This is a genomic window from Rhodococcus sp. 24CO (genome assembly GCF_050586165.1).
Taxonomy (GTDB): domain Bacteria; phylum Actinomycetota; class Actinomycetes; order Mycobacteriales; family Mycobacteriaceae; genus Rhodococcus_F.
This window is the reverse complement of the sequence record NZ_JAZFNF010000001.1, coordinates 549,189-566,498: the sequence shown is the minus strand read 5'-3', so window position 1 is coordinate 566,498 and position 17,310 is coordinate 549,189. Positions and strand designations below refer to the sequence as shown.

Annotated in this window: 22 protein-coding genes; 9 read left to right on the top strand and 13 right to left on the bottom strand. The window is 61.1% G+C overall.

Annotated elements, in window-relative coordinates; translation table 11 throughout:
• Positions 1 to 42: 42 nt before the first annotated feature.
• Positions 43 to 345 carry a hypothetical protein gene (locus V2B23_RS02745; RefSeq protein ID WP_430948903.1) on the bottom strand — a complete coding sequence of 101 codons (303 nt, stop codon included), beginning with the start codon at positions 343 to 345 and terminating at the stop codon, positions 43 to 45.
• A gap of 105 nt (positions 346 to 450) precedes the next feature.
• Positions 451 to 627: a hypothetical protein gene (locus tag V2B23_RS02740; RefSeq protein ID WP_430948902.1), complete on the bottom strand. Its 177-nt coding sequence runs from the start codon at positions 625 to 627 to the stop codon at positions 451 to 453.
• A 105-nt stretch (positions 628 to 732) separates the two neighbouring features.
• Between V2B23_RS02740 and V2B23_RS02735 the strand changes: the two genes are divergently transcribed.
• The 5 genes from V2B23_RS02735 to V2B23_RS02715 all read left to right on the top strand — a co-directional run bounded on the left by V2B23_RS02735 (position 733) and on the right by V2B23_RS02715 (position 4,206).
• Positions 733 to 1,107 carry an iron chaperone gene (locus V2B23_RS02735; protein ID WP_430948901.1) on the top strand — a complete coding sequence of 125 codons (375 nt, stop codon included), beginning with the start codon at positions 733 to 735 and terminating at the stop codon, positions 1,105 to 1,107.
• A gap of 470 nt (positions 1,108 to 1,577) precedes the next feature.
• The gene (locus V2B23_RS02730; RefSeq protein WP_430948900.1) at positions 1,578 to 1,904 is read left to right on the top strand and encodes a TfoX/Sxy family protein; all 327 of its coding nucleotides are present in this window, start codon (positions 1,578 to 1,580) and stop codon (positions 1,902 to 1,904) included.
• A 76-nt stretch (positions 1,905 to 1,980) separates the two neighbouring features.
• Positions 1,981 to 2,658 carry a TetR family transcriptional regulator gene (locus V2B23_RS02725; RefSeq protein WP_430948899.1) on the top strand — a complete coding sequence of 226 codons (678 nt, stop codon included), beginning with the start codon at positions 1,981 to 1,983 and terminating at the stop codon, positions 2,656 to 2,658.
• Positions 2,655 to 3,584 carry a TIGR01777 family oxidoreductase gene (locus V2B23_RS02720; RefSeq protein ID WP_430948898.1) on the top strand — a complete coding sequence of 310 codons (930 nt, stop codon included), beginning with the start codon at positions 2,655 to 2,657 and terminating at the stop codon, positions 3,582 to 3,584. Before V2B23_RS02725 ends, V2B23_RS02720 begins: the two co-directional genes overlap by 4 nt.
• Before the next feature lie 196 nt (positions 3,585 to 3,780).
• On the top strand, positions 3,781 to 4,206 hold the full coding sequence (locus V2B23_RS02715) for a hypothetical protein (RefSeq protein WP_430948897.1): 426 nt from the start codon (positions 3,781 to 3,783) through the stop codon (positions 4,204 to 4,206).
• Positions 4,207 to 4,275: 69 nt separating this feature from the next.
• Here the strand turns inward: V2B23_RS02715 and V2B23_RS02710 are convergent, their stop codons facing one another.
• Entirely contained in the window at positions 4,276 to 5,451 is a 1,176-nt protein-coding gene (locus tag V2B23_RS02710) for an MFS transporter (RefSeq protein WP_430948896.1), read from the bottom strand.
• Complete coding sequence (locus V2B23_RS02705; RefSeq protein ID WP_430948895.1) at positions 5,448 to 6,023, bottom strand: Chromate resistance protein ChrB; 576 nt, start codon at positions 6,021 to 6,023, stop codon at positions 5,448 to 5,450. The genes V2B23_RS02710 and V2B23_RS02705 overlap by 4 nt, the downstream gene beginning before the upstream one ends.
• A 212-nt stretch (positions 6,024 to 6,235) precedes the next feature.
• Here V2B23_RS02705 and V2B23_RS02700 point away from each other — a divergent pair, with 212 nt between their 5' ends.
• From V2B23_RS02700 to V2B23_RS02690, 3 genes are read left to right on the top strand one after another with little or no spacing between them, the layout of a single operon-like run.
• A complete protein-coding gene (locus V2B23_RS02700; RefSeq protein ID WP_430948894.1) occupies positions 6,236 to 6,592 on the top strand; it encodes a hypothetical protein in 357 nt (118 codons plus the stop codon).
• A 42-nt stretch (positions 6,593 to 6,634) separates the two neighbouring features.
• A complete protein-coding gene (locus V2B23_RS02695) occupies positions 6,635 to 7,309 on the top strand; it encodes a hypothetical protein (protein ID WP_430948893.1) in 675 nt (224 codons plus the stop codon).
• Between the two features lie 50 nt (positions 7,310 to 7,359).
• On the top strand, positions 7,360 to 7,560 hold the full coding sequence (locus V2B23_RS02690; RefSeq protein ID WP_430948892.1) for a hypothetical protein: 201 nt from the start codon (positions 7,360 to 7,362) through the stop codon (positions 7,558 to 7,560).
• A 95-nt stretch (positions 7,561 to 7,655) separates the two neighbouring features.
• Here V2B23_RS02690 and V2B23_RS02685 read toward each other — a convergent pair whose 3' ends face one another.
• The 6 genes from V2B23_RS02685 to secG all read right to left on the bottom strand — a co-directional run bounded on the left by V2B23_RS02685 (position 7,656) and on the right by secG (position 13,197).
• Complete coding sequence (locus V2B23_RS02685; RefSeq protein ID WP_165826287.1) at positions 7,656 to 7,823, bottom strand: hypothetical protein; 168 nt, start codon at positions 7,821 to 7,823, stop codon at positions 7,656 to 7,658.
• A 65-nt stretch (positions 7,824 to 7,888) separates the two neighbouring features.
• Positions 7,889 to 8,032: a hypothetical protein gene (locus V2B23_RS02680; protein WP_165826289.1), complete on the bottom strand. Its 144-nt coding sequence runs from the start codon at positions 8,030 to 8,032 to the stop codon at positions 7,889 to 7,891.
• A 45-nt stretch (positions 8,033 to 8,077) separates the two neighbouring features.
• Positions 8,078 to 8,221, bottom strand: a complete 144-nt coding sequence (locus V2B23_RS02675) for a hypothetical protein (protein WP_165826291.1) — start codon at positions 8,219 to 8,221, stop codon at positions 8,078 to 8,080.
• Positions 8,222 to 8,573: 352 nt separating this feature from the next.
• Positions 8,574 to 9,833 carry a PucR family transcriptional regulator gene (locus tag V2B23_RS02670; protein WP_430948891.1) on the bottom strand — a complete coding sequence of 420 codons (1,260 nt, stop codon included), beginning with the start codon at positions 9,831 to 9,833 and terminating at the stop codon, positions 8,574 to 8,576.
• 275 nt (positions 9,834 to 10,108) lie between these two features.
• Complete coding sequence (gene ppc, locus V2B23_RS02665; protein ID WP_430948890.1) at positions 10,109 to 12,889, bottom strand: phosphoenolpyruvate carboxylase; 2,781 nt, start codon at positions 12,887 to 12,889, stop codon at positions 10,109 to 10,111.
• 74 nt (positions 12,890 to 12,963) lie between these two features.
• On the bottom strand, positions 12,964 to 13,197 hold the full coding sequence (gene secG / locus V2B23_RS02660) for a preprotein translocase subunit SecG (RefSeq protein WP_430948889.1): 234 nt from the start codon (positions 13,195 to 13,197) through the stop codon (positions 12,964 to 12,966).
• 186 nt (positions 13,198 to 13,383) lie between these two features.
• On the opposite strand from secG, the gene V2B23_RS02655 reads away from it, so the two are divergent.
• Positions 13,384 to 14,166 carry a tyrosine-protein phosphatase gene (locus V2B23_RS02655; RefSeq protein WP_430948888.1) on the top strand — a complete coding sequence of 261 codons (783 nt, stop codon included), beginning with the start codon at positions 13,384 to 13,386 and terminating at the stop codon, positions 14,164 to 14,166.
• Positions 14,167 to 14,232: 66 nt separating this feature from the next.
• Here V2B23_RS02655 and tpiA read toward each other — a convergent pair whose 3' ends face one another.
• The 3 genes from tpiA to gap are packed head-to-tail and all read right to left on the bottom strand — an operon-like array spanning position 14,233 to position 17,276.
• Positions 14,233 to 15,021 (bottom strand): triose-phosphate isomerase, encoded by a 789-nt coding sequence (tpiA, locus tag V2B23_RS02650; RefSeq protein WP_430948887.1) that lies wholly within the window; start codon positions 15,019 to 15,021, stop codon positions 14,233 to 14,235.
• A 6-nt stretch (positions 15,022 to 15,027) separates the two neighbouring features.
• Positions 15,028 to 16,239, bottom strand: a complete 1,212-nt coding sequence (locus V2B23_RS02645) for a phosphoglycerate kinase (protein WP_430948886.1) — start codon at positions 16,237 to 16,239, stop codon at positions 15,028 to 15,030.
• Positions 16,240 to 16,256: 17 nt separating this feature from the next.
• On the bottom strand, positions 16,257 to 17,276 hold the full coding sequence (gene gap / locus V2B23_RS02640) for a type I glyceraldehyde-3-phosphate dehydrogenase (RefSeq protein WP_033232131.1): 1,020 nt from the start codon (positions 17,274 to 17,276) through the stop codon (positions 16,257 to 16,259).
• Positions 17,277 to 17,310: the final 34 nt, after the last annotated feature.

Sequence of the window (17,310 nt, the reverse complement as noted above, 5' to 3'; positions counted from 1 at the left end):
CACCCGAAATTTGGCGCCCTCCCAGAATGTCCGCTGATGCCGTCACTCCGGGGTGACGAACCGAGCTTCGACCGTCGGTGAAACGGGGATGAGGTGAACAATCCGTTCGGTGACCGGTAGCTCCCGGATGGCAACGATCGCGTCCCACTTGAACGCGCCGCACTCGCCTGTCGGCAGATCCGGCGCGCGCAGTCCCAGGCCTTGATCGTCGACGAGCCACACAATCGGAGGCGTCGGCTGGTCCACCATGCAGGTGCGGGGTTCCGTCGGCGCATCGGACGTAAGCCGGTAGCCTGCAATAACGGCGTCCATATTGCCCTCACGTCGTTCCTCGACCCATGACACTGAGTGCTCGACTACGCCGGCGCTCCAGTCACCCTCACATGTAACTACTCGGACGGGCACAAAGTCGGCCGGGATCGCCTGGGGCTCAGGAGCCGGTGCTGCTGCCTACGGCAAGTCGGAGAATCCGAGAAGATTGCCTGCCAGGCACGTTGGTTCCACCAGGCCAGGCACATTCGCCCGCGACGTCGGTGCTGCTACGTCTTCCGCGTTATTGCTCGGCGCACCACATCCCACCAACAAGGCGACGGCAGCAACTCCCAGCAATTCCCGTGAATAGCGCATAAAGGCACCGTACTTCCCAATCGACACGAGAATCAGCGAATCAATGGTTACCAATCGATTGACGGATTCACTGTCGACAACGCCCGATGACGATATGTTCGACGGGTGACCACAGAACGCCCCGACAGTTCGGGACCGGAAAGATTCGAGACGATCGACCAGTACATCGCGTCCTTCCCGATCGATGTGCAACCTGTGCTCGAGAGCATCCGTCAGAGCATCCACGAGGCAGTCCCCGGCGCCGGAGAAACCATCAGCTACCAGATGCCGACCATCACGGTTAACGGCAAAAGCGTGGTTCATTTTGCCGGGTGGAAACACCACATTTCGATGTACCCGCTCCCCGAGGGCGACGCTGAATTCGAGAAGGCAATCGACCCGTATCGATCAGCCAAAGCGACGGCGAAGTTCCCTCTGAACAAGCCGATCCCGCTCGATCTCGTCGCGAGGATTGCCGAATTGCTCGCAGCCAGAGACTAACCCGGCCTTCCGAGGGCTTTCGATCATCCACTTCTACCTGCCGCGCGCTGATTGTGCATCCGCGTGGTTGATCAACCGCGCGGATGCACAATCAGCCTGCGGCAGTGCCGATATCTACCGTTCAGCACGCCCGAATGGTCAGTTGCGGACGGTCTCGATTCCCGCCAGGATGAGATCGATGTCGGCAAGAAATTGCTCGCGGTCGTCGTGGTCGCGCAGCTGCGCTGTCACTTGACGTAAGAACGGGTAGTCAGCCGAGTCGAGCTGTTCCCACCCTGCGGCGATTGCCGAGAGGAAGGCCGATCGATCCGCCTAGCGTGTATGACGGCGGGCACCCGCGGCATACCGCGCGCAAGGCCGAGAACGTAGTTCACGAGTGCCCGCTCATTCGTAACGCTTTCGGCCATCGCATGTCACGCTTATGAGGCATGTCCGTACCGGGCACGCGATCAACATCGAGGGATGGTCGCATGGCATACGACAAAGCACTGGCAGACCGGATCCGCGATGCACTCGTGATCGAGGATGACGTCAGTGAAGTGAAGATGTTCGGCGGCCTGAGTTTCATGGTCAACGGACAATTGGCGGTCGCAGCGAACTCTCACGGCAACCTCTTGATCCGCGGCGCGCCGGAACGCGTCGACGAACTGTTGCTCCACAAGGGCGCGCACTGGCCTGACATGCGCGGAAAGCCGATGAGCAAAGGGTGGATCGAGGTCGATCGCACCGGCACCAGTTCAACCGTGGAGTTCAACGCCTGGATCAAGGAAGCCCTGGATTTCGCGCACTCTCAGTAGCCAAGAGTCTCTAATTGAACATGTTCAACTCTAATGCGTAAGCTCGACTTGAACACGTTCAAAAGAAGGAGACGTCATGAGTAGTCGCGGGGCCGAGACACGGGAAAAGCTGCTGGACACTGCCTTGCGACTCTTCCGCGACGAAGGCTTCCAGTCGACGACCATGCGCCGGATCGCGAGCGAGGCCGGCGTCTCACTCGGCAATGCCTATTACTACTTCGCCAGCAAGGACGAACTTGTCCATGAGCTGTATCGCGTCGTCCAGCGCGATCATCGCAACCGGGCACTTCCACTGTTGCGCGAGGGCGGCTCACTTGCGGAGAACCTGAAAACAGTTCTGCACTCCGGACTCGATGTGATGACTCCCTATCACGGCTTCGGCGGAACCTTCCTGCAAAGTGCGTTACCCACCACCTCGAGGTCCAGCCCGTTTTCGGTCGAGTCCACCGACGCCCGAGCAATGGCGATCGATCTGATGCGCGAAGCTCTCACTGCCTCCCACCAGCGGACCCCGCCCTCATTGGAGAAGCAGCTCCCCACACTTCTGTGGCTCACCTACATGGGCGTGACTTTGCACTGGGTCACTGATTCATCGCCGGGGCAGGCTCGCACTCGCGCATTGGTCGACGGCCTTGCCCCGGTAGTCGCAAAAGCCGTCAAGCTGGCCCGCTTACCGGTGGCCAGGAGCCTGGTCGGTGATGTCGCGAAACTGATGTCCAAAGTAACTGCGCGAGAAGAGGAGACCGTGCGATGAGCACCATGAACAACGTCGTCATTTGCGGAGCGTCGGGCTATATCGGGCAATACCTGCGGCGCTCGCTCGAAACGAGCGGGATCAATGTGCGGACGATCGGGCGGGGTGACTCGAATAATGCCGCTTGGTCTGACAAGCAAGGCATCGTCGACGTTCTTGACGGTGCGGATCTGGTTGTCAATCTCGCCGGACGCTCGGTGAGCTGTCGGTACAACAAGCGCAATGCCGATGAGATCTTTTCCTCACGGGTGGAAACCACAGCGCAGCTCGGTCGTGCGCTGGCCCGCACGCCGCGGCCGCCATCACTGTGGATAAATGCCAGCACCGGCACAATCTACCGAGACGCTCGTGATCGGCCGATGAACGAGACGACCGGCGAGCTGGGAACAGGATTCTCGGTGGCAGTCGCGCGAGCCTGGGAACAAGAGCTGTTCGAGGCACCGACAACCGTTCGCAAGGTGGCACTTCGGATGTCGATCGTGCTCGGAGCCGGTGGCGGAGCGATCAATCCGTTCATCAATCTGGCCCGCGTCGGCTTCGGTGGAAGAATGGGCGACGGTCAGCAGATGTTCAGCTGGATTCACGCCCACGATCTAGTGCGCTCCATCACCCACATCTACGACCACCAGGGCATCTCCGGTCCGGTCAATGTCGCCTCGCCCGATGCGGTGTCCAATGCCGTGTTGATGCGCGAGGTTCGGGCATCCCTGGGTCGAGTGCGCGGGATGCCGACGTCCGGCTGGATGCTGGAGTTGGGCGCACGCGTAATACGCACAGAAGCCGAGCTGGTACTCAAGAGCCGCTGGGTCGACCCGGGCGTTCTCTCCGACACCGGCTTCCAGTTCACGTTTCCGACTCTGGACTCGGCGCTGAACCAGATAATTCGGGAGACTCCGCGAGGCTTGCTTCCCGTTGCTTTGGGCTGAAACTCTTGGCAGGTCGGCACTCGCATTCAATCGAATATTGTCGAATCGGTCACAACACAGGGGGTGGTCTCTAGACTCCGAAGAAGCTCGATACGAGCAACAACGGTGTGAGAGAAAGTCGGTCGACCCAGTGACCATTCGGGTAAATCAGCCCCACGACCAGCAGCCATTCGGGATCGCACCTCGAGCACCTCAAATGGCGATGCCTGCTCATTTCAGGCCGAATCTGATCGCGGCAGCCCTCTCATGTGCCGGCATCATCATCGGCAGCATCGGACCGTGGACGTCGTTCCTCGCGCTGGGTAGTTCCGGTATCGGCGAATGCGGCGTGATCACCCTGGTCCTCGGGATTGGTGCGGCATTGGCATTGACTCCACTTCTCTCGAGGGGCGTCACACCGGAGACACGGAACCACTGCATTGGTCCCTTGGCGGGAATCGCAGTCTTGATCGTTGCCGTCGGCAACGCCGCCTGCATCCTTCAACGCGGTACCGAGATCGCCGGAAAAGTGATTGGCCCGTCAGTCGGATGGGGACTGTGGCTGGTCATGATCTCCGCGATAGTCCTGTCCATTACGTCGGCGACGCTCGCCCAACTGATCAGAGCGCAGGCCAGCGAATAGAACTTCGAGATTACGAGCGGTAATTCAAACCGACGTTTTCAGCAACCTAGCCATGGAGCATCGACGGCGTCATGAACGGAGAGTGCGCTGACGCGCGGAATCGGCGCCGATCAACAGTGTTATTGCTGCAAGCACGCCGAAGCCCGCCGTCAGTGTCGCGACAGCCGCCACGCCCGCCACGATCAGCGGACCACCCGCGTCGCCAAGTTCGCGGCCCAGTTCGGCTGCACCCATCGTCTGCCCCATGCGCTCCTCGGGCGTCGATGCAGCGAGTGCGGCAAAGCCGAGGGGTGTGATGATGCCGGTGCCGATGCCGACAGCGACTGCCGCGGTGAGAATCCCGACCAGACCCGGAATCATGGCTAGTGCCAGACCCGCGGCGGTGACAACCAATCCCCAAGCCACACCTCGCTCGACGGTAATCTTGCCGGCGTCGAGTGCTCGCCCGGCTCGCGGTTGGGCAAATGCCGCACACAACGCCAGAACTGATACGGCCGCGCCAGTTGCAATCGGTCCAAGTCCGGCATGAACGCCGGCAACAGGAAGAAACCCCACACCGACCGACAAAGCGGCCGTCGACGCCGCAAGAGCAGCGGTGGGACCGAGGAACTGACGATCACTCAAGCGCCGAGCCAGATCTACGACGGTTTGCCGTGCCCGAGGTAACGGCGGAAGTGCAGGTACGACGGCCTTGGCCCAGATCGCGACCACCAGCGCGAGAACGGCCATGACTGCAAACAAGAGTGCGAGACCGCCGATCCACACGATCACACCGCCCAGCAACGGGCCGAGCGTATAGCCGAGACTCTTGTAGAACCCGTAGGTTCCGAAAGCACTGCCGTGTTTGCCTTTTCGGGTTAACCGGGCGACCGAAGAACTAGCTGCCGGCGAGAATGCCGATGCTGCCGCACCTTGACCCAACCGAGCCAACCACAGCCAATCCGTATCGGCGACAACAACAAACAGCAAGGATGCCGCAGCAAATGCGACGAGTCCACCGAGCAGAACCGGCTTGGCACCGATCCTGTCCGCTAGCGTGCCGAAGACGGGTTTCAGCAGGACTTCAGCTCCGTCGTACAGGGCCAGCAGTAGTCCGAGATAGAGCAGTGAACTCGTCAGGTCGTCGAGATCGAACACGAGGTTCGCCGCAACGGCATGGGCTCCGAATGCAGTCGTAAATCCGGCCGCGTACAGCGGCCACATCTGCCATCGTGCGCCTTCGACCTGCGCCTTGCTGTCACTCATGAGCGATCACCGTCGTCTTCGCCTTCGGGAGAGTGCAGCGCGTTGATCACTCGCTCCGAGTAGTCCTCGAATCGCAATGTGCACTGCTGGAGAGCTGCAGTTGCGCTTACGGCATTGCTCGCGCCGAATACGTCGCGCGCCTTCAAGTCTCGATGCCAGCGACGAAGCCTGTCCAGGCTCTGCTCTTCTTCCTCGAGTTCTGCGAGCGTGAATTTCTGGATCCGGATCTCCTTGTCGAGTTCGGCTTCGTATTTCGCGCAGTCCGACAGGAATTCGGTCCAGTCCTCCTCGCGGGCTGCAGTGAACATCGCGGCGAATCGCGAGTTGTCTTCCTCGCTCGCACCCGTTGCGTTGAGGAAGACGATTTCACCGGACGCGCGGTCGACAAGTTCTTTCGCACGGTCGACGCCGGCCGCGAATGCCGGAACGTTGGGCACAGCCCAGGTGCCTTGCCCGATCGACAACGCACCAACTTTGCGCAGTTCTCGCCACACTGCAACACGGTGACGCGAGGGCTCGGCGGCAATCTTGATCAGGACTATCCGCCAGTTCACAGATGACTCGGAATTCACATCTGAGAATGTATCACCCGTTACATTCCCAAGTGTGAAGCCCGTTTCCAAACTCAATCGCTCACTTACTCTCCCGCGGCCCGCGCCGACGCCACCGTGAAGTACCGCCGCTCAGCCATCAGCCATCAGTCGCACAACACACGCGTAGTGTGAACTAACCGGCCCATCAGCGCTGAGCGCTGCACAAAGCCAACAAAAGCTAAAGTCGATGTATGACAGGGCTTTCGGTAGCGAAGTGGCTGAGCATGGCGGCGCTGTTCACAGCCGGCCTGACTGGATGCGGCGCTCCGTCCGAGCCATCACCGGACAAGGTCGAAATCGGCACCGCCTACAGCTACAGGATGTATACCCACTGCGGTGCGCGAGAAGCCAAGTTCGCAGGAAAGTATTGGGAAGCGGTCAATACTGTTGCTCGGCAAAATAATTCGCCCTCCGGTTGGGACGATCCGTACCAGAAGGGCACTATGACCCGGTTATCTGAAACCGCAACTGTTTTCGAAGCTGACGGAACCGAGAAGCGCTATCGATTACGACCGGGCGCCGCAACTTTCCAGCAAGTTTGCTCCTGATCGCACTCACGCAGCGCCTCGACGACTCGAGAGAATCGCAGCATGTCCCCACGCATTGGTTGGATCGGCGATCCGTTACCCGATCACGCGACATGGCTCGCACCCTTCCCCTACCCCGATTCAGGACCGACAGGGCACTGGCTAGCCGACCGCTACCCGCATGTTCTGCGGATCCTGCACCCGGCGTATATCCATGACGACGGTGAGCCTCGAGCGGTGACATGGTCCCAGATCGCCACTGCCGCCGGCAGAGAGTTAATTGTCGGGATGCCGTTTTCCGAGATCGTCGGAGCGTGGTTTCCCGATAGCGTCAAACACCCGGATCCGTGCACGACAATCGAAGGCATCTTCGACACTGAACCGGAAATGGGGTCACTGCCTACCGAGCTGATCGATATCGTCTACGACCACTTCGACGACGTGCAATCGGGACTGTTCTGGGACGGGTGGGGTGGGTTCCTCGACGAACCGATCCGCGGTTGTGCTCGTGCCTCGGAAGGCCTGCAGGGGTGGAACTACGAGGTCGTCACGACCATCCGGTCCGCACGTCGCGCCACCCGGACTCGCACCCCGAACTTCTGGTGGCCTGCGGACCAAACCTGGTGCGGCGCAACCGGGATCGACGAGATGGACACGCTTGTCGTGTCCGCCGACCTCGCCAGGCTCGAATCCGTCCACGCGAATCCAGCTCTCGAGACACAGTTGTACTCGCGCTGACGAAACACGCACCATTGCATCTGCCAACCCCGTTGGCGCACAGTGAAGTAGTGGAGAATTCACAGCCTCGACACGCGAAACATCCGGAACGCACACCGGCTTACGGCGTCGTGATGATCATCGTGGCTCTGACCGCGGCGATTACCATCAGTGTCATCGGCCCGGCATGGTTGCGGATTGCGGTGTACGTCCTGGCAGGTGCCGCGATTGCAGTCGGGTTCGTTTTTACGCTGCGAGACTACTCGAACTGAACTGCTCCCCGGAAGTCAGAACTGAAACTTCGTCAGTTCGAGATTCGGGGAGCAGTTCATGCAGAATCACAGATCGAAAGCACCGCCGGTCGCTGCTATGCGGCGCTGCCCATGCTCGCCGAGTCGAAGCTGCCGAGCCCGGTGCTACCGAGCCCGCTGCTCCCGACACCGCCCAGAGCGAGCGCATTGCTGCTGCCTGCGCTGAAAAGCTGGACAATTATGTTGATCACGACGGGGTCACCGGTGAGCGGGATTGTAGGCACAGGAAGACCTGCTTTCTGTTTCGCGAGTGGATACGAAGAATGTGCGTGGGAGACGGTGAGGTCCGTCAAAGTCCGCCGACACTACTGAATTCAATGCTTCCGGCACTGCCGAACGAGACGATCGGGCCGGCACTTCCGAAACCGAGTGCGCTGGCAAGAGAGCCGAAGTCGATGACCAGGCTGCCCTGGGTGTACGGCGAGTTGATCACGATGATTCCTGTCTGCGATGTTGCGGTTCGAGCGGCTAGGGCGAATCAGGGCACGGGCGTCGTGGGATCTTCGCCGCCGCCTGGGAGCGGAGCGTTATTGGTGAAGAGAAAGCTGCTGCCCGCGTTGAACATTTGCAGGACGGTGTTCATGACGACGGCCAAAGCGCCGGTCGTTGGTGAGGCGATCATGTATTGCTCCTGGTCTAAGCGGGGTGGCGGTGTGGTCACCCCCTCAGATTGTGGGGGCGAGAAACGTGCCCCTGTGCGAAGGATCTCGCACAGGGGCACGAAATGCGCGTCCCTAGGCGACGCCGCCGCCGTTCGTCGAGCCAGTTCCGGTGCTGCCTGCGTTGAACAGCTGCAGGATCGTGTCGAAGAAGGCACCGAGGAGGGCGTTTTCCTGGCCGTTGATCATGTCTTTCCCCTTTTTCGTTACTGGTCTGCGCGGTGATTCGCGCCACATTTTTATATCTCGTTTGTCTATTGAAAAGTGGCGTCCAGCCGGCAGAAGTGGGTTGTTACCAGTCGGTTATGTGAGGTTTCACAGTTTCGCTGGACGGATGTCCACATCGGTGCTGACAAAGGTGAGTGCGATCATCGCAGCACGCAGTTTGAGCAGCTCAGAGGGCAAAGTGGGGTCCAATCCGGTGAGGTGTGCGATGCGCTTGATCCGGTTGTCGACGGTGTTCGTGTGCAAGCCCAAGGCTGATGCGGTGCGCTGCCGGTGCTGGTCGTTCGACAGGTGCACGGACAGCGTCTGCAGCAGTTCGGGGTTGCTGTCGAGCGGCCTGAGTAGGCCGATCAGGCTGTCGCGCGCTGGGCCGCTCCGGGTCAGTTGAAACTCGAGCGCGAGGTCATCCATCCGGTATGACTGCGCAGGCAGCCCGAGCCTGCGGACGAGGTGAACCAACTCGCGCGTGTTCGCCTGGGCCGCTGGAAGATCCTCGAGCGCGGCATTCTCGCCGACTGCCGTGATCTGCACCCCGATCTTGGCCGTCGCCTGGCGCACGACTTCACACACCAACCCCCAGTGGGGTGTGCCCTCGATGAGGACCAGCCCGCGCTGCGGCGCCGGGGCTTCGAGCAACTTGGCTCCGAAGTGGGCGGCGACCTTGGCTTGCGCCGCGGCGAGATCGCGGTATGCCTGCAGGCGCTGGTGCGCGCCGTCCCTGGCCCCCGGCCGAGGCTTCGGCAGGTTCACGAGGAGCCGCAGAACGAGATAGCGGGGTGCGAGCTCGATACCCAACTGCAACGCGAGATCAGTGGGATCGTCTCCGTCCAGCATGACTTTGACGAGGGCGCCGGCGGAACTCCCCTCCAGCTGGGCGCCGGCAGGGATCGCCGCCAGATAGCTGACCGAGATGAATGAATGAAGGCGCTGCGCGACTGTGAACAGGAGGTGGTTGAGCTCCTTGAGGTTGGCAGAGTCCTCGACGCCCGCCCTGCTGAGGATAAGGTTGCGAATGACGCTGATGGCCTCGTCTGTTACGGCAAGGATGGCACTGAGCGGGACACCTTGTCGGGCCTGCCGGACGGTCAGGGTGTGAATACTGTCCAGGTCGCGGTCGGTCGGCAGCTTCCTGTGGTCCATGAGCTGGATCGCAAGTTGTAACCCCTGCGCGGTCACCGCAACCAAATCCTCCTGTACGGATTCCAGGTTGAGGGTTTTGAAGGTTGCGTTGGCGCGGGAGAAGTTCTTCACAAGTTCGGCCGCCAGCGGGACGAAGTCGCGGACCGCAGTGGAGGCGGGTTCGCCTCCGAGCATCAGCGGCCCCGAGGTATTCAACAGCGCAGTGGACATCGTAGACAAGCCTCCTCGAGACAAGAGTTTCGCGCGGCGCGATGGCCGGCGGCTCGGCGCGTTAGGGAGTGCGAAACCCGCCGCGGTGCCCGAATTGAGGACTTTTGCCGCTTGCGTCTGCCGTTCCCGATTACGTCAGGCGATGTGATGTCTACCACATGAACGGTCGTCCAATTGTCAAATGAGACAATTTGGATTTCTGGTCGGTCGGCATGACTTGGTCACGCCGACCGACTAAACCGGGAGGCTCCCGGAGAGGGCAAAATGACCGCTATTTAGCCGCTGTTTCGCAGCGCCGTCGCCAGACCGTTCATGGTCAGCTGAATACCGCGCCTCACCTGATCACTCTCGTCACCTGATCGATATCGCCTGATCAACTCGACCTGCAAGTGATTCAGCGGTTCGAGATAAGGGAAACGGTTGTGGACGGAACGCTCCAGGCCGGAATTGTCAGCAAACAAATCGTCGTAACCGGTGATCGCCTTGTACATCCGAACGGTTCGGGCATGCTCGTCGGTGATCATTCCGAAGACTCGATCACGTAGTTCTACGTCGGGAACCAACTCCGCATAGCGGGCCGCCAAGCCCATGTCGGATTTCGACATCACCATCGCCATATTCGAGAGCACCGTCCGGAAGAACGGCCACTTCTCGTACAAACGCGTCAGCGTCGCCAAACGCTCCGGGTTGCCGTCGATCCATCGCTCGAATGCTGCGCCTGTGCCGTACCAGCCGGGCAGCATGACGCGTGACTGACTCCAGGACAACACCCATGGAATCGCGCGCAGATCTGAGATCGCCTTGGTCTGCTTACGCGAGGCCGGCCGGCTACCGATGTTGAGTGCGCCGATTTCTGCAACCGGGGTCGAGGCCTCGAAATACTGGACGAATCCTGGTGTGTCATGGACTAATTCGCTGTATGCAGTACGCGCCAGAGCAGCAAGCTCATCGAGAACGGTGTACGCGGACTCGGCGTCGTTTCCGAGCCCTTCGACGTCGAGCAACGTGGACTCCAACGTCGCTGCAATGAGCGTCTCGAGGTTGCGATGAGCCAGCCGTGGTTCGGCGTACTTCGCTGCGATCACCTCGCCCTGCTCGGTGATCCTCAGCGAACCTTCGACGGCTCCGGGAGGTTGCGCAAGAATTGCCTCGTAGCTGGGTCCACCGCCACGCCCGACCGTTCCGCCGCGACCGTGGAAGAGCCGCAACCGAATTCCGCTCTTCCGCGCGGCGTCGACCAGATCGAGTTCTGCGCGATACAGCGCCCAGTTGGCAGCCAGGTAGCCGCCGTCCTTGTTGGAATCGGAGTATCCGAGCATCACTTCCTGGCTGTTGCCTCGGGACGTCACGATGGCTCGGTAAATCGGAATGTCGAGCGTGGCCAGCAGTGTTGCGGCGCCGCCCTGCAAGTCCTCGATCGTCTCGAACAGGGGAACAATACCGATGGGGCAAGACGGCTCACCGCCAACACCCGGGTCGAGAACTCCCACCTCTTTCAGCAGAACCGCGGCCTCGAGCATGTCGCTCACGGAGCTGCACATGCTGATGATGTAGTTGGGAACGGCACCGGCGCCCAGAACCCGAACTGCCTTGGCACCGGCGTGCATGATCGCCAATTCCTTGGTCGTCAGTTCGGAAAACTCCGCGTCCGGCGAGGTCAACGGCCGACGGGTGGTCAGTTCCGCAGAGAGCAGGTCCACTTTTTCCGATTCCGACAACGACGCGTAGTCCGGGTGAACACCCGACCAGGCCAACAACTCGGCAACGACGCTCTCGTGAACTTCGGAGTTCTGCCGCATGTCCAGCCCCGAGAGATGGAAACCGAACACCTCCACGGCTTCTCGCAGACGTTCGAGGCGATCATCGGCTATCACCGCGTCACCGTTCCGACGCAGTGACGTGTCGATCACGGCTAGATCGTGCTGAAGTTGCGCGGGTTCGAGGTATGCCTCGAGTCCCGAGTCGCCGCCGTGCGCCGGCATCTCCCCCAAGATGGAAAGTCCTGTGGCGGTGAGTCGTCCACGAATTCCCCGGACTGCGCGACGGTAGGGTTCGTCCGCCCGGAACACCGAATCGTCACCCGAGGTCGACGCCAGGAGATCCAATTCCGGTGTCACCGTGACCAACCGCGCCGACATCGACAGCTCACGCTCGAGGTGTTCGAGTTCGGCGAGGTGATGCTCGATTGCGGTGGCTGCCGCTCGGGTTGTCGCGCGATGCACGATCTCCCCCGTCACGTAGGGATTACCGTCGCGGTCACCGCCGATCCAGGAACCCGGACGCAAGATCGGCTCACGCAGGAGATCTGCCTCTGGCCATCGGCCGCGAAGCGCCTTGCGCACCTCGGCATTGATCTTGGGAATGACTTCGAAAAGGGCCGCGTCGTAGTAACGCAATCCCACTTCGATCTCGTCCTGGATACGTAGGCGTGAGAGCCTGATCAGCGCGGTCTGCCAGAGGGTGAGAATCTGTCGACGCAAGTCCAGATCCACCTCCGCGGTTTCCCCGACGCTCAATGCTGTGCGCTCGCGGTAGCGCATCAATTCGGTGATGCGGGACTGAGTCTCGAATACTGTCCGTCGACGCGTTTCCGTCGGATGAGCCGTGATGACCGGTGAGACAAGAGCTCCGCGAAGTGCTTCTTCTACCGTCGCAGCGCTGATGTCCGCACCGTCGAGTTTGCTGTAGGTAGCGGCCAGTGTGCTGTCACGCGGCGGTTCGCCGGCATTGATGTGAATGGCGCGCCGACGCTCACGGTGGATGTCCTCGGCCAGATTGGCGAGCAAGGCAAAGTGGCTGAACGCACGGATCACCGGGATCGCGTCTGCGGTGCTCACTCCAGCGAACAACGACACCAGTTCGGCGCGGTCAATTTCCGAACGGCGCACGCGGAACGACTCCACCCGGGCGCGTTCCACAAGATCGAATACGGTGTCGCCGGCCTGTTCACGAACAATCTGCCCAAGGATCCCGCCGAGAAGCCGAATGTCCTCACGCAGTGGCTCGGTGGCCTCGCGTGGCGTTTCACGATGCTGATTCGAAACAAATTCGGTCATCGTTCAATTATCAACTCAAACGCAGAACCCCGCTCGATGGCGGGGTTCCGTGTGAAAAACGTGACGTACGGCGATCAGGCGAACTTGATCTCCAGACCGATGCCGACGATCGAAATGAGCCAGATCAGAGCGGTGAAGACAGTCAATCTATCGAGGTTCTTCTCGACCACTGTCGATCCGGACAGGCTGGACTGGACACCGCCGCCGAACAGGCTCGACAGACCGCCGCCCTTGGCCCGATGCAGCAGCACCAGCAGAATCAAGAGCAAGCTGGTGATGACCAGCAGGATATCCAAGAACAGTTCCATGTCTGTCTACGGCCACCAATCCATTAGGGACAACTACAACCGATAACACCATACAGGCGATCACAGCTAACCCGACCACATACCCGTGCGACAAGTTGTCTCGTTCGGTGGTACCGATCACAACTCCGAGTTTCCGGCCCGCTAGTTTCGAAGTGACGCGACATTACCTTCGGAAGGCTTGTTCTGATGCACACCGACACCACTGGTCCCACTACACACGAGAGCACCCCGCGTCTCGCTTCCGTCCACAACTTCCGAGATGTCGCCGGAAACGGATACACGACAGCAAGCGGGACCACCATGCGGCGCGGTGTCTTCTACCGTGCCAACGTCCTCACCCCCACCGGAGCGGATCTGGCTGTTGTCGAATCGTTGGGGTTGACGGCCGTCTACGACGTTCGCTCCGAGGCCGAGGCTTCGGAAACCCCGGACACCATTCTCTCTGTTGCGAAGTACACGCACATCCCGATTCTTCCGGGAACAATTCAGAACTCGGCTTTGGCGATCCGCACGGTTGGCTCTGCGCAGGATTTCATGCGGGAACTGAATCGCAGTTTTGTGACCGACGACGCGACCCGCGCCGGGTTCTCCCAGTTGCTTACCGCGCTCGCGACAACACCGGGGCCCCAGTTGTTCCATTGCACCGCCGGAAAAGATCGCACGGGTTGGGCGGCAGCGTTGTTGCAGACACTCGCAGGTGTTTCGCAGGAGACCATCGTCGACGATTACCTGCTCACCAACACCTACTCCGCGGCTTACGTCGACGCGGCTGCCGAGCGTATTGCTCAAACGGCTGCGATCGGCCGGGCCGACGTGGTTCGAGTCATGTTGACGGTCGAGGAGAGTTACCTCGGCGCAGCCTTCGAGCAGGTGAGCGCCAGCTACTCGTCAATCGAGAACTATCTGCACGACGGACTGGGCCTCACCTCTGACACCATCGACGCACTCGGATCAAAACTGATTGCCTGAGAACGCAAAAACAGTGGGCGCGTAACCATTCCGGTTACGCGCCCACTGTTCTTTTCAGATCACACGCTAGCTGGGCAGTGGCCCGCCGGCTGCAATCGCAGACAACGTGGCGAACTCGTCCGCCTTGAGCGAAGCACCGCCGACAAGAGCGCCGTCGACGTCGGCCTGGCCGACAATCTCTCCGACATTCTTGGAGCTGACGCTGCCGCCGTACAGGACGCGTACGCCTGCAGCGACGTCAGCGTTGGCGAGCTCGGCCACCGTGCCGCGAACCGCTGCGCACACTTCCTGAGCGTCCTCGGCAGAAGCGACGCGACCGGTGCCGATTGCCCAGACAGGCTCGTACGCGATGACGATCTTGGAGATCTCCTCCGCGCTCAGGCCGGCCAGAGAACCCTTGAGCTGCTCAACGTTGTAGGCGACGTGATCGCCCGCTTCGCGGATCTCGAGGCCCTCACCGATGCACACAATCGGTGTGAGGTTGTTCTTCAAGGCAGCCTTGGTCTTGGCGAGGACAAGCTCGTTGGTCTCACCGTGCAGGGTGCGACGCTCCGAGTGTCCGACCACGACGTAGGTGCATCCGAGCTTGGCCAGCATGGAACCGCTGATCTCGCCGGTGAATGCGCCGCTGTCCTGAGCGGAGACGTCCTGCGCGCCGTACGTGAGCAGGAGCTTGTCGCCCTCGATCAGCGTCTGGACGCTACGGATGTCGGTGAACGGCGGGATAACCGTGACGTCCACTTTGTCGAAGTACTTCGCAGGCAAGGAGAATGCGATCTTCTGCACCAGGGCGATAGCCTCGAGGTGGTTCAGATTCATCTTCCAGTTGCCGGCGATCAACGGCTTACGTGCCATGTCGGATCAGCCTTCCAGTACTGCGATGCCGGGAAGCTCTTTGCCCTCGAGGTATTCGAGGGAAGCGCCGCCGCCGGTGGAAATGTGCGAGAAGCCTTCGTCTGGGATTCCGAGCTGGCGGACAGCCGCAGCAGAGTCGCCGCCGCCGACGACGCTGAATGCGCCCTTGGCGGTTGCTTCGACGATTGCTTCGGCAACACCGCGGGTACCGGCTTCGAACTTCGGGAACTCGAACACACCCATCGGGCCGTTCCAGAACACAGTCTTGGCTCCGGTCAGGATCGCGGCGAAGCGCTTGACCGACTCCGGTCCGATGTCCAGACCCATCCAGCCGTCGGGAATCTTGTCGAACGGAACGATCTTCGACTCGGCATCAGCCGAGAAGGAGTCGGCGACAACAACATCCAGAGGGATGTGGATGACGTCCGCGTACCGGTCCAGGAGGCCCTTGCAGGTCTCGATCATGGACTCTTCGCACAGCGAATTGCCCACGGACACACCCTGAGCCGCGAGGAACGTGTAGAACATTCCGCCGCCGATCACCAGTGTGTCGACCTTGGGAGCCAGTGCCTCGATGACGGCCAGCTTGTCCGAGACTTTGGAGCCACCGAGCACCACTGCGTACGGACGAGCTGCGTCGGTCGTGAGCTTGGCCAGCACCTCGACCTCGGCGCCGACCAGGTAACCCGCGTAGTGCGGGAGCAGCTTCGCGACGTCGAAGACCGACGCCTGCTTGCGGTGAACAACACCGAATCCGTCGGAGACGAATGCGCCGTCGTCACCGACCAGCTCGACGAGAGCCTTGGCGAGCTTGACCCGCTCGGCTTCGTCCTTGCTGGTCTCGCGAGGGTCGAAACGGATGTTCTCGAGCATCAGGACGTCACCGTCGGTGAGTCCTTCGGAACGAGCCAGCGCGTCCTGTCCTACGACGTCACCGGCGAGTTGCACGTTGCGACCGAGGATTTCGGCCAACTTCGCGGCAACCGGTGCGAGGGAGAACTTGGGATCGGGCTGACCGTCTGGGCGCCCGAGGTGCGCGGTCACGATGACCTTCGCTCCACCCTCGGCAAGTGCCCGCAGGGTGGGAGCGGACGCGACGATGCGGCCCGGGTCCGTGATTTCTCCGCCATCCAACGGGACGTTGAGGTCGGAACGCACCAGTATGGTGCGCCCCTCGACCCCAGCGTCCAGCAGATCCTTCAGCGTCTGAACTGCCACTGTTATCGAAACTCCGCTCAGAGTGACTTGGCGACGAGGCCGATGAGGTCGGCGAGGCGGTTGGAGTAGCCCCACTCGTTGTCGTACCAGGAAACGATCTTGACCTGGTCGTCGATGACCTTCGTCAGACCCGAGTCGAAGATCGACGAATGCGGGTCGGTGACGATGTCCGACGAAACGATCGGTGCGTCGGTGTACTTGAGGATGCCCTTGAGGGGGCCCTCGGCTGCAGCCTTCATCGCGGCGTTGATCTCGTCAGCGGTAGCCGACTTCTTCAGGTTCGCGGTGAGGTCGGTGACCGAACCCGTGGGGATCGGCACGCGCAGTGCGTAGCCGTCGAGCTTGCCGAGCAGCTGCGGGAGAACCAGGCCGATTGCCTTGGCTGCGCCCGTTCCGGTCGGAACGATGTTGAGAGCGGCTGCGCGGGCGCGACGGAGGTCGCTGTGCGGAGCGTCCTGAAGGTTCTGATCCTGCGTGTACGCGTGGATCGTGGTCATCAGACCCTTGACGATGCCGAACTCGTCATCGAGAACCTTGGCGATGGGGCCGAGGCAGTTGGTGGTGCACGAGGCGTTGGAGATGATGTTCTGGCTGCCGTCGTACTTGTCGTCGTTGACGCCCATGACGATGGTGATGTCTTCACCCTTGGCCGGAGCCGAGATGATGACCTTCTTCGCGCCGGCTTCGAGGTGTCCCTTGGCCTTTGCGGCGTCGGTGAAGATGCCGGTGGACTCGACGACGACGTCGACGCCCAGCTCGCCCCAGGGAAGCTCGTTCAACGGGCCGCGGTGTGCGAGGGCCTTGATGCGCTGATCGCCGACGACGATCGTGTCGTCACCGTCGAGCGACACGTCGTACGGCAAACGGCCGAGGATGGAGTCGTACTTCAGCAGGTGAGCGAGCGTCGCGTTGTCAGTCAGGTCGTTGACTGCCACGATCTCGATATCGGTGGTTCCGAGCGCCTTCTGCGCATCCACCGCCCTGAAGAAGTTACGTCCGATACGGCCGAAACCGTTTACGCCAACCCGGACAGTCACAATTCGCTCCTTTGACCATGATTCTGGTGTGCAA

Excerpts from the sequence above, each read along its gene's own strand:
- V2B23_RS02740 (WP_430948902.1), bottom strand. The coding sequence starts at position 627 with ATGCGCTATTCACGGGAATTGCTGGGAGTTGCTGCCGTCGCCTTGTTG.
- V2B23_RS02730 (WP_430948900.1), top strand. The coding sequence starts at position 1,578 with ATGGCATACGACAAAGCACTGGCAGACCGGATCCGCGATGCACTCGTG.
- V2B23_RS02725 (WP_430948899.1), top strand. The coding sequence starts at position 1,981 with ATGAGTAGTCGCGGGGCCGAGACACGGGAAAAGCTGCTGGACACTGCC.
- V2B23_RS02720 (WP_430948898.1), top strand. The coding sequence starts at position 2,655 with ATGAGCACCATGAACAACGTCGTCATTTGCGGAGCGTCGGGCTATATC.
- V2B23_RS02715 (WP_430948897.1), top strand. The coding sequence starts at position 3,781 with ATGGCGATGCCTGCTCATTTCAGGCCGAATCTGATCGCGGCAGCCCTC.
- V2B23_RS02710 (WP_430948896.1), bottom strand. The coding sequence starts at position 5,451 with ATGAGTGACAGCAAGGCGCAGGTCGAAGGCGCACGATGGCAGATGTGG.
- V2B23_RS02700 (WP_430948894.1), top strand. The coding sequence starts at position 6,236 with ATGACAGGGCTTTCGGTAGCGAAGTGGCTGAGCATGGCGGCGCTGTTC.
- V2B23_RS02695 (WP_430948893.1), top strand. The coding sequence starts at position 6,635 with ATGTCCCCACGCATTGGTTGGATCGGCGATCCGTTACCCGATCACGCG.
- V2B23_RS02675 (WP_165826291.1), bottom strand. The coding sequence starts at position 8,221 with ATGATCGCCTCACCAACGACCGGCGCTTTGGCCGTCGTCATGAACACC.
- V2B23_RS02670 (WP_430948891.1), bottom strand. The coding sequence starts at position 9,833 with ATGTCCACTGCGCTGTTGAATACCTCGGGGCCGCTGATGCTCGGAGGC.
- ppc (WP_430948890.1), bottom strand. The coding sequence starts at position 12,889 with ATGACCGAATTTGTTTCGAATCAGCATCGTGAAACGCCACGCGAGGCC.
- secG (WP_430948889.1), bottom strand. The coding sequence starts at position 13,197 with ATGGAACTGTTCTTGGATATCCTGCTGGTCATCACCAGCTTGCTCTTG.
- V2B23_RS02655 (WP_430948888.1), top strand. The coding sequence starts at position 13,384 with ATGCACACCGACACCACTGGTCCCACTACACACGAGAGCACCCCGCGT.
- tpiA (WP_430948887.1), bottom strand. The coding sequence starts at position 15,021 with ATGGCACGTAAGCCGTTGATCGCCGGCAACTGGAAGATGAATCTGAAC.